The sequence below is a fragment of the Caballeronia sp. Lep1P3 genome (genome assembly GCF_022879595.1).
Classification (GTDB): domain Bacteria; phylum Pseudomonadota; class Gammaproteobacteria; order Burkholderiales; family Burkholderiaceae; genus Caballeronia.
In genome coordinates, this window is record NZ_CP084267.1 from 651,126 (window position 1) to 665,128 (window position 14,003).

At 66.5% G+C, this 14,003-nt stretch carries 13 protein-coding genes; 6 read left to right on the forward strand and 7 right to left on the reverse strand.

Annotation, left to right across the window (positions count from 1 at the left end; all coding sequences use genetic code 11):
• The first annotated feature begins 224 nt into the window (after positions 1-224).
• From LDZ27_RS23560 to LDZ27_RS23570, 3 genes are all read left to right on the forward strand, one after another.
• Positions 225-1,115: a LysR family transcriptional regulator gene (locus tag LDZ27_RS23560; RefSeq protein WP_244818024.1), complete on the forward strand. Its 891-nt coding sequence runs from the start codon at positions 225-227 to the stop codon at positions 1,113-1,115.
• A 105-nt stretch (positions 1,116-1,220) separates the two neighbouring features.
• Complete coding sequence (locus LDZ27_RS23565) at positions 1,221-3,179, forward strand: aconitase family protein (RefSeq protein ID WP_244817524.1); 1,959 nt, start codon at positions 1,221-1,223, stop codon at positions 3,177-3,179.
• A 40-nt stretch (positions 3,180-3,219) separates the two neighbouring features.
• Complete coding sequence (locus tag LDZ27_RS23570) at positions 3,220-4,674, forward strand: MFS transporter (protein WP_244817525.1); 1,455 nt, start codon at positions 3,220-3,222, stop codon at positions 4,672-4,674.
• A 16-nt stretch (positions 4,675-4,690) separates the two neighbouring features.
• On the opposite strand, the gene LDZ27_RS23575 is transcribed toward LDZ27_RS23570, so the two are convergent.
• Positions 4,691-5,464, reverse strand: coding sequence for an SDR family oxidoreductase (locus LDZ27_RS23575; RefSeq protein ID WP_244817526.1), 774 nt, complete (start codon positions 5,462-5,464; stop codon positions 4,691-4,693).
• Positions 5,465-5,648: 184 nt separating this feature from the next.
• Here LDZ27_RS23575 and LDZ27_RS23580 point away from each other — a divergent pair, with 184 nt between their 5' ends.
• Positions 5,649-6,179 carry an SLATT domain-containing protein gene (locus LDZ27_RS23580; RefSeq protein WP_244817527.1) on the forward strand — a complete coding sequence of 177 codons (531 nt, stop codon included), beginning with the start codon at positions 5,649-5,651 and terminating at the stop codon, positions 6,177-6,179.
• A gap of 25 nt (positions 6,180-6,204) precedes the next feature.
• Here LDZ27_RS23580 and LDZ27_RS23585 read toward each other — a convergent pair whose 3' ends face one another.
• The 3 genes from LDZ27_RS23585 to LDZ27_RS23595 all read right to left on the reverse strand — a co-directional run bounded on the left by LDZ27_RS23585 (position 6,205) and on the right by LDZ27_RS23595 (position 9,676).
• Complete coding sequence (locus tag LDZ27_RS23585) at positions 6,205-6,987, reverse strand: substrate-binding domain-containing protein (protein ID WP_244817528.1); 783 nt, start codon at positions 6,985-6,987, stop codon at positions 6,205-6,207.
• A 48-nt stretch (positions 6,988-7,035) separates the two neighbouring features.
• Positions 7,036-8,424 carry an FAD-binding oxidoreductase gene (locus tag LDZ27_RS23590; protein ID WP_244817529.1) on the reverse strand — a complete coding sequence of 463 codons (1,389 nt, stop codon included), beginning with the start codon at positions 8,422-8,424 and terminating at the stop codon, positions 7,036-7,038.
• 202 nt (positions 8,425-8,626) lie between these two features.
• Positions 8,627-9,676 carry an SDR family oxidoreductase gene (locus LDZ27_RS23595; protein WP_244817530.1) on the reverse strand — a complete coding sequence of 350 codons (1,050 nt, stop codon included), beginning with the start codon at positions 9,674-9,676 and terminating at the stop codon, positions 8,627-8,629.
• 574 nt (positions 9,677-10,250) lie between these two features.
• Here LDZ27_RS23595 and LDZ27_RS23600 point away from each other — a divergent pair.
• Positions 10,251-10,604: a hypothetical protein gene (locus tag LDZ27_RS23600; RefSeq protein ID WP_244817531.1), complete on the forward strand. Its 354-nt coding sequence runs from the start codon at positions 10,251-10,253 to the stop codon at positions 10,602-10,604.
• Positions 10,605-10,719: 115 nt separating this feature from the next.
• The gene (locus tag LDZ27_RS23605) at positions 10,720-11,715 is read left to right on the forward strand and encodes a sulfonate ABC transporter substrate-binding protein (protein WP_244817532.1); all 996 of its coding nucleotides are present in this window, start codon (positions 10,720-10,722) and stop codon (positions 11,713-11,715) included.
• Between the two features lie 10 nt (positions 11,716-11,725).
• Here the strand turns inward: LDZ27_RS23605 and LDZ27_RS23610 are convergent, their stop codons facing one another.
• Genes LDZ27_RS23610 through LDZ27_RS23620 form a run of 3 tightly spaced genes read right to left on the reverse strand, consistent with a single transcriptional unit; the run spans position 11,726 to position 13,879 of the window.
• Entirely contained in the window at positions 11,726-12,262 is a 537-nt protein-coding gene (locus LDZ27_RS23610) for a c-type cytochrome (protein ID WP_244817533.1), read from the reverse strand.
• Entirely contained in the window at positions 12,255-13,547 is a 1,293-nt protein-coding gene (gene soxC / locus LDZ27_RS23615) for a sulfite dehydrogenase (RefSeq protein ID WP_370653463.1), read from the reverse strand. The genes LDZ27_RS23610 and soxC overlap by 8 nt, the downstream gene beginning before the upstream one ends.
• Positions 13,548-13,564: 17 nt before the next feature.
• On the reverse strand, positions 13,565-13,879 hold the full coding sequence (locus tag LDZ27_RS23620; RefSeq protein ID WP_244817534.1) for a hypothetical protein: 315 nt from the start codon (positions 13,877-13,879) through the stop codon (positions 13,565-13,567).
• Between the last annotated feature and the right edge of the window lie 124 nt (positions 13,880-14,003).

Consider the following 14,003-nt stretch of genomic DNA (forward strand, 5'->3'; position numbering starts at 1 on the left):
GCGGTTGAAAGCCTGTCTAGTCGGTTATAGGCAACGCGCGGGTTTGCATCAAGCGGGGACGGCTCTCGCGGCTCGTTCGTGGACTTTCGTTCGTTTTCCGAAGCGTTTCTCAGCCGCGCGCATCTGTTTTAAGCGCATTGGGCGAAGCGCGCGGCGAAACATGGCACCGCATGGCCGCTGCTAGAATCGGTCCGGCCCCGCAACGACTCTCGATCATCGACCGCATGCGCATCGACCCGTACAGCCTGGAACTATTCATTTCGGTCGTGGAAGAAGGTTCCATCGCGCGCGCGGCGAGCCGCAATCACATTGCGTCGTCGGCGCTCAGCCGGCGCATCGCGGACCTCGAAGCGGCCATCGGACTCGCGCTGCTGATTCGCTCGCCCGCGGGCGTCGAACTCACGGAAGCGGGACGTCCCGCGTATGCGCGCGCGGCCTCGTTCCACGATCAGCTTCAGCGCTTCGCGCGCGAAGTGCAGTCGATGAGCGGCCAGATCGCGGGCGTCGTGCGGCTCTTCGCGAACGCGTCGGCCATCGTGGGCTTTCTGCCCGAGCGATTGCAGGCGTTTCGGGCGCGCTATCCGCTCGTGCGCATCGCGCTCACGGAACAGATCAGCGATGAAGTCGTGCGCGCCTGCATCGACGATCGCGCGGACATGGGCATCAGCGCGAGCAGCCACGCGCCCGCCGGACTCGACACATGGCACTTCGCCGACGATCCGCTGATGGTCGTGCTGCCGCCCGGTCACGAACTCGCCGCGACCGCCGCGCCTTCCTTCGCCGACGTGCTGCGCTATCCGCTCGTCGCGCTGCAGGCGGGCGGCTCGCTCGATCAGGTGCTGAAGGAACGCGCCGACGCCGCGCGCACGCCCTTGCAGTTGTCCGTCACGGTGAACAGTTTCGACGCGCAGTGCCGCATGGTCGAAGCGGGGCTCGGCATCGGCATCGTGCCGACGAGCGCGGCCTCCGCGTTCGCCGGATCGCGCGGTTTCGTGCGCAGGCCGCTTGCCGAGACGTGGGCGCGCGAACGCACGCTGCGTCTTCATGCGCTCAGGAAGTCGCCGCGTCTGAAAGCGGTGCAGGCGTTGATCGATACGCTCACATCGGACGCATAGCGCGCGGGTTTACGAGGACATCGCGATGCGCGATGCCCCCCTTGCCGATCGAGCACTTCGCGCGCGCCCGTCGACGTGGCTAGATTGCGGGCAAGGAGAGCTTGCATGTCGACACTGGAACTCAACGGCCGCGTGCTGTTTCTGAGCGCGGACCCCGCGAAGATCGAGCGCCAGCTCGAAGGCGCCGATCTCGACGAAGCAACGGCCGGCCCGTTGCGCGACGATGTCTCCACCGACGAGATCACGCCGATGAGCGTCCTCACGCGCTTCGACGAACGTCTCGGCCGCTTTCCGTATCTCGGCTTTCGCGCGGGCGGACGCAATCCGTTCGGTACCGACGCGGTGCGCGCGGGCCATTTCCGCGTGACGGTGGCGGGCAATCGCTACGGCAAAGGCTCTTCGCGCGAGCATAGCCCGGTGGCGGAATACCGCGCCGGCATACGGCTCGTGATTGCGAAGAGCTTCGAGCGCATCTATCGGCAGAACGCGGACAATCTCGGCCTTTTCACGTCGACCGATTTCGGTCTCATCGAGCGCATTCGTCGCGACGAGGCGATCGATATCGACGAACTCGTCGCCACGCGCGACAGTCTCGCGGCGGCCATTCTGCGAAGCGGCGGATTGCTCGGCTACGGCGCGCGCCATATGCGGCGCATCGAGCCGATTCCCCGCGCGAACGATGACGCTCCGCGCACGCTCGTGCAGAAGATCATCGAACGTCATGCGCTGCGCACGGAAGCCACCGGCGAATCGCTCGCGCCGGGCGCGGGTATCTTCGTGCGCGCGGACTGGCGGTTCATCCACGAGTACTACACCGGCATGGCGACGCACCTGCTGCACGCCGCCTTCGGTAAGCCGCTCGCGCTGCACGAACCGCAGACGATCCTCGCGTTCGAAGACCACCTTTCGTATTCGCACAAGAGCGAGCTTCATGTGCGCCACGGCCTGCTCGCGGATGTGGGCGAACTCTCGGCGGCGCATCGCGCGTTCGTGCGCGACTACGGCATCGCCGATCACGGCTATCTGAAATCGCTCGGCGATGCCAACGCCGAAGGCTCCGAAGGCATCTCGCACGCGATGATGGCCGAGCGTTACGCGCTGCCGGGGCAAGTCGTCGTCGGCACGGACTCGCATACGCCGCATAGCGGCGCGCTCGGCTGCGTGGCGTTCGGCGTCGGCACGACCGACATGGCGAACGCGTTCATCACCGGAGCGGTGCGCATGACCGTGCCGCAGACGCTTCGCATCGAGTTCGGCGGGACGATTGCGCCGGGCGTCACCGCAAAGGATCTCGTGCTGCATCTTCTCGCGGACCCGCGCATTCGCGCTGGCGCGGGCGTCGGCAAGGTGTTCGAGTTCGCGGGCGCGGCCATCGCGCAATTGAGCACCGACGAGCGCACGACGCTCACCAACATGACCGCCGAACTCGGCGGCTTTACGGGCATCGTCGCGCCGGATGCCGAGACCGTCCGTTTTCTGAAGGAGCGGCGCGGCATCGACTTCGTGATCGAGCCGTGGATGACGAGCGACCCCGGCGCGCCTTACGCGGACGTCATCGAAATCGACTGCGCGCACGTCACGCCGATGCTCGCCGCGCCCGGCGATCCCGGCAACGGCGTCGCGCTGAACGATCTCGCGGAGCGTCCGCGCATCGACATTGCGTATGGCGGTTCGTGCACGGCGGGCAAGCGCGAGGACTTCGACCACTATCACGAAGTGCTCGCGTGGGCCGCCTCGCGCGGGCTGCGCGTGCCGGCGGGCGTCACGCTCTACCTTCAGTTCGGCACGTCCGCTGTGCGCGATTACTGCATCGAGCGCGGCTACATCGACGCATTCGAGCGCGTCGGCGCGATCCTCCTGCAGCCGTCGTGCGGCGCGTGCGCGAACTGCGGACCGGGCGCATCCACCGATTCGGCGCAAGTGACGATCAGCGCGATCAACCGCAATTTCCCCGGCCGCTCGGGACCGGGCAGCGTGTGGCTCGCGAGCCCGCCGACGGTCGTGGCGAGCGCGCTTGCGGGCACGATCGCGTCGTTCGCGGAGTTGCAGCAACGCCACCGCTGACACGGCGCGGCGTCGTTCAAAAGACATACAGGAGACGATCATGGCCATCATGCAGCGCGCCTCGCTGTGCGCGACGGATTATCCAATAGGCGCGCAAACCGCGATCACCGCGGATGATCCCGTCATCGACTCTTCGACGCTGGCCGCCCGCCTCGACCGTCTGCCCGCGACGCGCGCCGTCTGGAAGCTGATCCTGCTCCTGAGCCTCGGCTTCTTTTTCGAACTCTACGACCTGCTCTTCACCGGCTACGTCGCGCCGGGACTCGTCAAAAGCGGCCTGCTCACGCCGACGACCTCCGGGCTTTTCGGCAAGGCGGGCGTGGCGAGCTTCATCGCGGCGCTCTTCAGCGGCCTCTTTATCGGGACCATCGCGTGCGGCTTTCTCGCGGACCGCTTCGGGCGCCGCGCGATCTTCACCTGGTCGCTGCTGTGGTACGTCGCCGCGAACACGGTGATGGCCTTTCAGGACACGGCGTTCGGCCTCAATGTCTGGCGCTTCGTGTCGGGCATGGGCATCGGCGTGGAGTTGATTACCATCGGCACGTATATGTCGGAACTCGCGCCCAAGCATCTGCGCGGACGCGCCTTCGCAGTGTGTCAGGCGGTCGGCTTCTCGGCGGTTCCGGTAGTCGCGTTTCTGTCGTATCTGCTCGTGCCGCGCGCGCCGTTCGGACTCGACGGCTGGCGATGGGTCGTGCTGCTCGGCGGCGTGAGCGCGCTCTTCGTGTGGTACTTCCGCCGCAATCTGCCGGAAAGCCCGCGCTGGCTCGCGAGCAAGGGTCGCCTGGACGAAGCGGACGCGGTGCTCGCGCGGCTCGAAGCCACCGTCGCGCGTCAGCATGGCGCGCCGCTGCCGCCGCCGGGTCCGTCCGATCCCGCGCCGCGCAAGGCCGGTTTCGCCGACATGTGGAAGCCGCCGTATCGCCGGCGCACGGTGATGCTCGTCGTCTTCCACGTCTTTCAGACGGTGGGCTTCTACGGCTTCGCGAACTGGGTGCCGACGCTGCTCGTCAAGCAGGGCATCACGGTGACGTCGAGCCTCTTCTATACGACCGTGATCGGGCTTGCCGCCCCGCTCGGGCCGCTCATCGGCTACTGGATCGCGGATCGCTTCGAGCGCAAGCATGTGATCGTCGGCATGGCGGCGGTCAATATCGCGAGCGGGCTCATGTTCAGCCAGGCGTCGTCGGCGGCGAGCATCGTCGCGCTCGGCGTGCTGCTCACGCTCGCGGGCAACATCATCTCGCTCACGTATCACACGTATCAGCAGGAGCTTTATCCGACCGCGATTCGCGCGCGTGCCGTCGGCTTCGTGTATTCGTGGAGCCGGCTGTCCGCCGTGTTCAGTTCGTTTGTGATCGCGTTCACGCTGAAGGAATTCGGCGTGCATGGCGTGTTCGTTTTCATCGCGGGCGCCATGACGCTCGTGATGCTCGCCATCGGCCTGATGGGTCCGCGCACGCTCGGCAAATCGCTCGAAAGCATCTCGCATTGAGGCGCTTTCGCGCGCCTCAGAGCGTTGCGGTCACGCCGCCATCGACATAGAGGATGTGGCCGTTCACGAAGCGCGATGCATCGCTCGCGAGGAACACCGCCGCGCCGACGAGATCCTCCACATCGCCCCATCGACGCGCGGGCGTGCGTGCGACGAGCCATTTGCTGAAGGTCTCGTCATCCACGAGCGCCTGATTCAGTTCCGTCTTGAAGTAGCCCGGTCCGAGGCCGTTCACCTGAAGTCCGTGCGGCGCCCAGTCGATCGCCATGCCTTTCGTGAGCATCTTCACCGCGCCCTTGCTCGCGGTGTACGCGGCGATATTCGGGCGCCCGAGTTCGCTTTGCACCGAACACACGTTGATGATCTTGCCCGCGCCGCGCGCGATCATGAAACGCGCGACCGCCTGACCGACCAGGAATACGCTGTCGACGTTGGTCTGCATGAGTTCGCGCCATTGATCGTGCGAGAACGATTCGAGCGGCGCGCGGCGCTGCATGCCGGCGTTGTTGACGAGAATGTCGATCGCGCCGATCTCCGCTTCCACCCGTTCGATGCCCGCGCGCACGTCCTCGGGCGACGTGACGTCGAAGCCCGCGGCGTCCGCCTCGATGCCTTCGTCGCGAAGCTGCCGCACGGCTTCATCGAGCCGCGTGCGGTTGCGGCCGTTCAGGATCACGCGCGCGCCCGCGCCGCCGAGCCCCCGCGCAAGTGCGAAGCCGATGCCGGTGCTCGATCCGGTGACGAGCGCGCGGCGGCCGGTGAGATCGAATAGGTTGAGGACGGTGTTCAATGTGTGGCTCCTTTGTTGTTGCGGGAGGGTGATTGGTCCAGTGTGACATGCTTGGTGCGGGTGGTAGAACGCGAGCACCGCTAGCACTTTGCGGATCGGACTGGCCGAGTGACGCATCCCCATTCGAGACACTTCGTGTCCCGCCTCGGGCGCATATTTGTCATAAACCTACATCGCCCGAAACATGACCTTCAAAGACGAAACAACGCACGCCCCCAGCCGCGCAAACGATTGCCGCCGCTACGATCCACCCGAGAACGTAGACACGCTCCTGCTGGCATGGGCGCGACGCGCCCGCGAAGCGCAGATGCGCCATTACGCGCTCGCCGAGCGCCTCGCCACGCGCGCCAAGCGTCTCGGGCTCGCGGTCATCGCCATTACGACGCTCACCGGCACGTCCGCGTTCCTGTCGCTCGTCATCATGGCGGTGTCGCCCGGACTGCGCCTCCTCGTCGGCATGACGAGCATGAGCGCGGCCGTGCTCGCCTCGCTGCAGACGTTTCTGCGCTATGGCGAGCGCGCGGAAGCGCATCGGCGGGCGGGCGCGCGCTATGGCGCGGTACGGCGGCGCATCGAGACCATTCACGTAGGCGATCCGCTCGGGCTCGACATGCGCGACATCGCGCGCGTTCGCGACGAACTCGACGACATCGCGCAGACCGCGCCGCATCTGACGCACGAAGCGTCCACATGCGCGCCAAGCGCCGCGCGTTAGCGCCGATGCGTCGCTTATTTGCGGTTTATTGCGCGATCGGGTCCAGCCCCGTCTTGCGCACGGTCGGCTGCGCGGCCGGCGATGCGAGGAACCGGAGCAGCGCACGCGCCTCCTCGGGATGCTTCGAGCCGACCGGAATGCCCGCCGCATAGCGCGTGACGGATTGCACTTCCTCCGGCACCTTGCCGACGAATTCCACGCCCGGCACAGGCAGCAGTTCCGCGACCTGCTGAAAGCCGATCTCATAGTCGCCGTTCGCGACGACCGAGGCGACGGGAATGCGCGGAATCATCGTCGCCTTGGGCGCGACTTCGTCCTGGATACCGAGCTTCCTGAACATCTCGTTCTTGATATACACGCCGCTCGCGCTATCCGAATACGCGATGGACTTCGCGTGCAGAAGCGTCTGCCGCAGCCCATCGACGCGCGCGATGTCGGGCTTCGGCGCGCCCGCGCGCACGACCATGCCGATGCGCGAATCCGCCAGTTCGACGCGCGATTGCGGCATCACCTTGCCGTCCTTGATGAGACCGTCGAGCGCGTAGCCGACCATGATGACCACATCCGCCGGTTCGCCGCGCGCGAGGCGGTTGGGAATCGCCTGCGGCGACTCGCCCATCGAAGGGCCGAGGATGGTGTCGAGCGTGTCGCCGGTGCGTTCGGTGAACGCCGGCCCGAGCGCCTTGTACGCGGCGGTGAAACCGCCCGACGTCATGACGTGCAGTTCGACGGCGCGCGCCGCGACACTCGCAAAGGACGCGGCGGCGACGAAGGAAAACGCCGCAACGCGGGAAAACAATGTCTTCATGTAAGTGTCGTGCGAAGCCGCGAAAAAAAAGACGACGAAAAAGCGGCGTCAAACTACCTTGCCGGGATTGAGAATGCCGAGCGGATCGAGCGCGCCCTTGATCGCGCGCATCGCGTCGATGTCGGTGGCGCGGCGGCTTTGCGGCAGGAAGTGCCGCTTCTTGACGCCGATGCCGTGTTCCGCCGAAATCGATCCGCCCAGCTCGCGCGTCACGTCGTAGATCACGCGGTCGATGTCGTCGTGATCGTGCTTGCCGAGGCCCGGCACGTCGATGACGATATGAATATTGCCGTCGCCCAGATGCCCGTAGATCAGTACGAGCGCCTGCGGCCAGCGTTCGCGCAGCCGTTGTTCGCAGCGCGCGGCGGCCTCGCCGACCTGCGCGATCGAGAAGCTCACGTCATAGGCCGCGTGATTCGGGATGAAGCGCTGATATTCGCCGGGCGCATCGCGGATGGCCCAGAACGCGAGCGCATGCGCCTCCGACGACGCGATCGCGGCATCCGCGACGATGCCTTCCTCCAGCATCGCGCCGAGAAATTCCTCGAAGGCATCGTTGTGGCGCGCGGGATCGGCGCCGACGCTTTCCAGCAGCACATAGAACGGATGCGCCGAGCCGAGCGGCGCGCGCAGCTGCGGCAGATTGGCGAGCACGGCGTCGTGGTAGCCGGACCACATGACTTCGAACGCGGAGACGCCCGCCGCGAGGCCGGCCTGCGCGCGCGTGAGCAGCGTCGTCACGGCCTCGAAGTCCGGCAGGCCGCACCACGCGGTCGCGGTTGCCGTGGGCTTCGGACGCAGACGCAGCACCACGCGCGTGATGACCGCGAGCGTGCCTTCGCTGCCGATCAGAAGATGGCGCAGATCGTAGCCGCTGTTGTTCTTGATCATCTTGTTGAGATCGCCGACGACCGCGCCGCTCGCGAGCACCGCTTCGAGGCCGAGCACCTGATCGCGCATCATCCCGTACTTGATGACGCGGTTGCCGCCCGCGTTCGTCGCGAGATTGCCGCCGATCGAACAACTGCCGCGCGCGCCGAGATCGAGCGGAAAGTAGAAGCCCGCCGCGCTCGCCGCTTCCTGCACCGTTTGCAGCGCGGCGCCGGCTTCCACTGTCATCGTGCCGGACACTTCGTCTATTTCGACGATGCGGTTCATGCGGTCCAGGCTCAGCGCGACCTCGCCGCCCAGCGCGTTCGCGCCGCCGACGAGTCCCGTCAGCCCGCCTTGCGTGACGACCGGCTGGCCGTGGCGCGAGCAGATTTCGAGCGCCTTCGCGACTTCCTCCGTCGTGCGGGGACGGATGACGGCGAGCGGCACTTCGCCTGGCAGCCCGCTCCAGTCGACGACGCGCCGCTCGCCGAATTCGTCCGGCAGCGCGACCACGTCCGCGCCGAGGGTGTCGCGCAATGCGCGTACAGCTTCGCTTGCCATCATGTGCTGCGTGTCTCCTTGATGTTGTGTGCATCGCCGGCGGTCATGGCCAAGGTTTCGATCTTCTTTCGGCCTTCGCACGACGACGCCTCAGTGCCGCACCTTATACCGCGCGGGCGTGCGACGGCAATAGGCAACGCTGCGGAGCGCGCCGCCTCCCTGCTTTACCGGTAACATCCGCGCGGCTCGCTGCGGCGCGCGGGCATCACGGAATCGCCTTTCGCTCGCGGAATTCGTCGAAGAGACGCAGGAACATGCCGGTGCTGTCGACGACATCGTGGAACCCGGCTTGCCGGATTTTCGTCGTGCTGGAGATGACGTCCCAGTCGCAACGAAAGATGAAGTCGCCAAAGCCCCACGCCGCGACGTGCTCGTAGGGAACCGGCACGAGACCGTGCTTCTTCACGATGCGCTCCCAGAGCGGACCCTTGTCCGCCATGTATTCGCGCAGGCTGATGGTCTGCGGCTCCGCGAGCGGCATGCCGAGATGATCGGCGATGGCGGGCCATAGCTGGTCCCAGCGGAACACGTCGCCGTTCGTGAGGTTGTAGCTCTCGCCGCCCGGCGCGTCGGTCGCGGCCCACACGGAACCGCGCGCGAGCTGCGCCGCATCGGTGACTTGCGCGAGCTTGCCGTAGCAGGTCGCGGTGCCGGGAAAGCGCAGCGGCAGGCCGAGTTCCTTGCTGATCGCCGCGTACACGGCGATGACCATCGAGAGGTTCATCGGATTGCCGAGCGCGAAGCCGCACACCACGTCCGGCCGAAGCACGACGGCATCCCACGGCTTGCCCGACGCTTCCTGCGCGAGCCAGTCCTGCATGTCGTAGTAGAAGTTCGGCGGCATGTGGCGCGCATCGTCCTCGCGCGCGGGCGTCCTGAACCGGCCGAGATGCGCCCCGTAATACTTCGCGCCCTCGTAGAGCACGACGCGCTCGAGCGCCGGCGAGTGCTCGCCGACCACGCTCACGAGGTTGCGCAGCATGCCGAGATTCACGTCGATGAGCGCCTGCGGCGTCGGCTGCTCCTGATACGCGGCGTGAAAGATATGCGTGATGTCGTTCAGACCGCCGAGCTTCGCGCGCACGTCTTCGGCATCGAGCAGATCGACGGCGATGTGCGCGCCCGGTTTCGCATCGTCGGGCGTGCGCCGCGACAGGCCGATGACGTCCCATCGCGGCAGCGACGCGAGATGATCCACGAGCTGACGCCCGATCACGCCGACGCCGCCCGCCACGAGTGCCTTGTACTGTTTCATGCAATTCCTTGGCCGATGAAGTGCTTCGCGCGTTCCGCGTTCTTGCGAAGCGATCCGGTCCGCGCAGCAATCGGCGCACCAAGAATCGTGGCGCCGCCCGAGCGACCCATGCACGGCCACTGCTTTGTTTCGCGTCACGAACAACATCATGCGAGACATCGTCATCTTTAATCTGGACGGCACCATCGGGCCGATCCCGCACCGCGAGCATTACGTTCGCCGAAAACGTCGCGACTGGCACGCGTTTTCGTGCGATGAAGCATCGCATCTGGATCGCCTCGGGCCGCAGCGACGAAGCTCGCGCGGAAACGAAAAGCGTGGCCCGACGCGCACGTCGGCATGCGCCGCGCGGGCGACCGACAGGCGGACGATCGCCTGAAGCGCGGCTGGCTTTGGAGCGGCGTGATCCCGAAGGAGCGCATGCTGTGCGTCTACGACGAACGCCAGCGCGTCATCGACATGTGTTCGCGCGCAAGGGCTTGCGTGCTTTCAAGCCGCGCCCGGCGATTTCCAGCGCGGCACGCGGCTTGCGCTTTTTTGTATCGAGCATCGATGTCGATGCGGGAGACTCACGATGAAATCCAGACTTGCGGTCACGGCGTTGCTGCTCGCTCTCGCGGGCGGCGCGCATGCGGAGGGCGCGGCGGGCGGCGATATCGGCGGCGCGGCGGGCGGCGCGGTCGGCGGCACGAGCAGCGCGGGCATGAATACGACCGGCGTGAACGGCGCGAATGCGCCAGGAACGACGACCGGCGGCACAAGCACGCGCGGCGGCGGCATCGGCGGCGCGAACAACGGCACGCTCAGCAGCGGCGCCGGCATGGGCGGCATGCAGCCGCCGGGCAGCACGCGCAGCATGGGCACCGGCGTGACGAGTCCGCAGAACACGCCATCGCCGAGCGGCGGCGGATCGAGCGGCGGCTGGTGAACGTGCGTTGCGCCTTATTCGACGATTCGCATTTGCTAAGCAATAAAGATCGTTAATTGGCGTGACGCGTGGAAGGTACGATAGCTCGCGCATCGACTACTTTCCCACGCCCGCCATGTCCAGAACGATCGTATACGCCGACCGTCGCGCCTTTCTCTCCACGACGTTGCGCGCAGCCGCCGCCGCCGCCGTCGCAACGCTTCCGGCAGCGACTGCCGCGTTCGCGCAAGGCAACGCGCAGAACGCGCCGCGCGTGCTTCGCATCGGCAATCAGAAGGGCTATCTCAATCTGCTGAAAGGCCGCGGCACGCTGGAAAAGCGTCTCGCGCCGCTCAACGTCTCGGTGACATGGACAGAATTCGGCGCCGGCCCCGTTCAGCTCGAAGCGCTCAATGTCGGATCGATCGATTTCGGCGATGTCGGCGAAGCGCCGCCCATCTTCGCGCAGGCCGCCGGCGCGCCGCTCGCGTATGTCGCCGCCACGCCCGCGCGACCGCGCTCCGAAGCGGTGATCGTGCCGGCGCGCTCGCCGATCCGCTCGGTCGCGGACCTCAGGGGCAAGAAGATCGCGCTCAACAAGGGCAGCAACGTGCATTACTTTCTCGTCAAGCTGCTGCGTCAGCATGGGCTGCAATACAGCGACGTGAACCTCGTCTTTTTGCCTCCCGCCGATGCGCGCGCCGCGTTCGAGCGCGCGTCGATCGATGCGTGGGTCATCTGGGACCCGTTCTTCGCAGCGGCGCAAAAAACGCTCGATGCGCGCGTCGTCGCCGATGCGAGCGGTGTCGTCGGCAATCGGGCGTACTACTTTTCGTCGCAGAGTTATACGGCGAAGAATCCCGACGTGGTCCGCGTTCTCATCGAGGAAATCGGCAAGGTGGACGACTGGGGCAAGGCGAACCACGACGCGCTCGCGACCGAACTCGCGCAGCTCTGGGGCTTGCCGAAGGCTGTCGTGGAGCTTGCGGTGAGCCGGCAGACGTTCGGCACCGAGCCGATCACGCGCGCGATCCTCGGCGAGCAGCAGCAAATCGCCGATACGTTTCTCGACCTCGGCCTCATTCCGAAGCACGTCGAAGTATCGAAGGCCGCGCCGCCCAACCTCGCGTGATGTCTGCGCGTCACAGCGCGCCGGGCCGCGGATCGCCGACGAAACCATCGCGGTTCGGCATCTTCACTTTCGGAAGCGACTTCGCATCGAGGCGCGCGTCGCCGGGCACGATGCCGTTCAGGTTCAGCACATACGCGCTCACGGCATAGACTTCGTCGGCGGAGAGCGACTGCGGCGCGTTGTACGGCATCGCGCGGCGAATGTAGTCGAAGAGCGTCGTCGCATAGGGCCAGTAACTGCCGACCGTCTTCTTCGGCTTCGCGCCGGTGAGCGTGCCGATGCCGCCCGCGAGCGGATCGCCGATGCCGCCCTCGCCTTTCGCGCCGTGACACGCGGCGCATTTCGCCGCAAAAATCTCCCAGCCGTGCGCGACATCGCCGGAACCGGCTGGCAGGCCGTGTCCGGCTGGGTCCACGTCGATGTTCCATGCGGCAAGCGCTTTTTCATCGACGGGCTGTCCGATGCCGTAATCGGCGCTCGCGGCATGGATGGTCGTGGAGAGGGCGCAGATCATCGTGAACGAAGCTATAAAAAGCGGCTTACGCATTGCGCACCTCGCCCGTCGCCTCGACATGCCAGTTCTGTATGCCGTTGTAGTGGTATTGCGAATTGACGCCGCGCGCGGCCACGAGCGCATCGTGCGTGGGCTGCACATAGCCGGTCTCGTCGATGGCGCGGCTTTGCAGATTCGCCGGCGCGCCGTCCCATTGCCAGTCCGCTTCGAAGCGCGTGAGCGCGCGGTCGTGGACGGCGCTCGTCAGGCGCGCGGGCCGCCAGGTCTTACCGCCATCGGTCGAGACATCGACGCTGCGTATGCGTCCGCGGCCCGACCACGCGTAGCCGCTGATCGCGTAGTAACCGCGCGCCGTCAGGCGGTGCCCCGCCGACGGGCGCGTGATGACCGATTTCGCGTCCATCTCGAAGACGAACTGGCGCGCGCGGCCATCGGGCAGAAGTCCCGTGTACTTGGACGTTTCCTCGCGCGTCATCTCCGGGCCGCGCACGAGCTTCAGGCGCCGCAGCCACTTGATGTTCGTGTTGCCCTCGAAGCCCGGCACGATGAGCCGCACCGGATAGCCGTTCTCCGCGCGCAGACGCTCGCCGTTCTGCGCATACGCGACGAGCGCCCGCTCGACGATGCGCTCGAGCGGCAGGGTGCGCGTCAACGCGGCGCCGTCCGCGCCTTCGGCGAGCACCCATTGCGCGGACGGGTCCACGCCGACTTCGTCGAGCAGCGTGGAAAGACGCACGCCGGTCCATTCGCAGCACGAAAGCAGGCCGTGCGTGAGTTGCACGGGCAAGCCGCTCGGACCGTTCCATTCGGTGCCGGTATTGCCCGAGCATTCCAGAAAATACACGCGCGATTCGGACGGCAGGCGCAACAGGTCGTCCATGCTGAAGATGCGCGGCTCGCGCACGAGGCCGTGAATCGCGAGCCGATGCCGCTCGGGATCGATGGCGGGCACGCCCGCGTGATGACGCTCGTAGACGAGGCCGTTCGGCGTGAGCGTGCCGGACAGGTCCGCGAGCGGCGTCATCGACGAGCCGGAGCCGGGCATCGCGGGGGCGCGCGCGCTGCGCCGGAACACGTCGGCTTCGAACGATGAAGGCACGCCGTAAGGCGGCGACAGCAGCGATGCGCCCGGCGCGAGCGTCCACGGCTCGACTTCGAGCGGTGCGATGCTGGCCGTATCGGGCGTCGTGCGCGCATGAGCCCGCAATGCGGCGCCTGCCGCGAGCGCGCCGACCGCGAGCTTGCGCATGGCGTCGCGCCGCGCATTCGGCGCATCCGGCGCACTCCCGCGCCGCTTCTTCTTCGATAACTCTTGCATAACTCGCTATCCGCACGTCATTTGATCTGCAACATCGCCTCGCGCACACCGATGCGGCGTGGAATGACCTTGTCCCGAAACGCGAGATCGGCCGAATCCTGCTGCGCGGCGATGACTTGCTCGCTGATCGGATAGGTTACGCCCCATTCGAGCCGGCCGATGGCTTTCGTCCGCACGTCGTTCGGCACGCCCGTAATGCTCGAGAGAAAGCGCGCCGCTTCGTCGGGATGCGCGGCAAGCTGGTCGAGGAGCAGACGCAGCGCGGCGGGATATTCCCGCGCGAAGCTGCGCGTCGCAATGGACGAAGAGGTTCGGGTCAGTGGTCGTGGCATGGACGCGCGGTGATGAGCCGGAAGCCCGGCGAAGGCGAACCATTCTAGTCACGGCGTTTCGCGGCACGAAACAACGAGGTTTCATATCGATATCGAGCGCGGCTCCGCATGACCATCAGCGCCG

What these genes read in the sequence shown, in the direction of transcription:
- LDZ27_RS23560 (WP_244818024.1), top strand. Translation starts at nt 225, where the DNA reads ATGCGCATCGACCCGTACAGCCTGGAACTATTCATTTCGGTCGTGGAA.
- LDZ27_RS23565 (WP_244817524.1), top strand. Translation starts at nt 1,221, where the DNA reads ATGTCGACACTGGAACTCAACGGCCGCGTGCTGTTTCTGAGCGCGGAC.
- LDZ27_RS23570 (WP_244817525.1), top strand. Translation starts at nt 3,220, where the DNA reads ATGGCCATCATGCAGCGCGCCTCGCTGTGCGCGACGGATTATCCAATA.
- LDZ27_RS23580 (WP_244817527.1), top strand. Translation starts at nt 5,649, where the DNA reads ATGACCTTCAAAGACGAAACAACGCACGCCCCCAGCCGCGCAAACGAT.
- LDZ27_RS23585 (WP_244817528.1), bottom strand. Translation starts at nt 6,987, where the DNA reads ATGAAGACATTGTTTTCCCGCGTTGCGGCGTTTTCCTTCGTCGCCGCC.
- LDZ27_RS23590 (WP_244817529.1), bottom strand. Translation starts at nt 8,424, where the DNA reads ATGATGGCAAGCGAAGCTGTACGCGCATTGCGCGACACCCTCGGCGCG.
- LDZ27_RS23595 (WP_244817530.1), bottom strand. Translation starts at nt 9,676, where the DNA reads ATGAAACAGTACAAGGCACTCGTGGCGGGCGGCGTCGGCGTGATCGGG.
- LDZ27_RS23600 (WP_244817531.1), top strand. Translation starts at nt 10,251, where the DNA reads ATGAAATCCAGACTTGCGGTCACGGCGTTGCTGCTCGCTCTCGCGGGC.
- LDZ27_RS23605 (WP_244817532.1), top strand. Translation starts at nt 10,720, where the DNA reads ATGTCCAGAACGATCGTATACGCCGACCGTCGCGCCTTTCTCTCCACG.
- LDZ27_RS23610 (WP_244817533.1), bottom strand. Translation starts at nt 12,262, where the DNA reads ATGCGTAAGCCGCTTTTTATAGCTTCGTTCACGATGATCTGCGCCCTC.
- soxC (WP_370653463.1), bottom strand. Translation starts at nt 13,547, where the DNA reads ATGCAAGAGTTATCGAAGAAGAAGCGGCGCGGGAGTGCGCCGGATGCG.
- LDZ27_RS23620 (WP_244817534.1), bottom strand. Translation starts at nt 13,879, where the DNA reads ATGCCACGACCACTGACCCGAACCTCTTCGTCCATTGCGACGCGCAGC.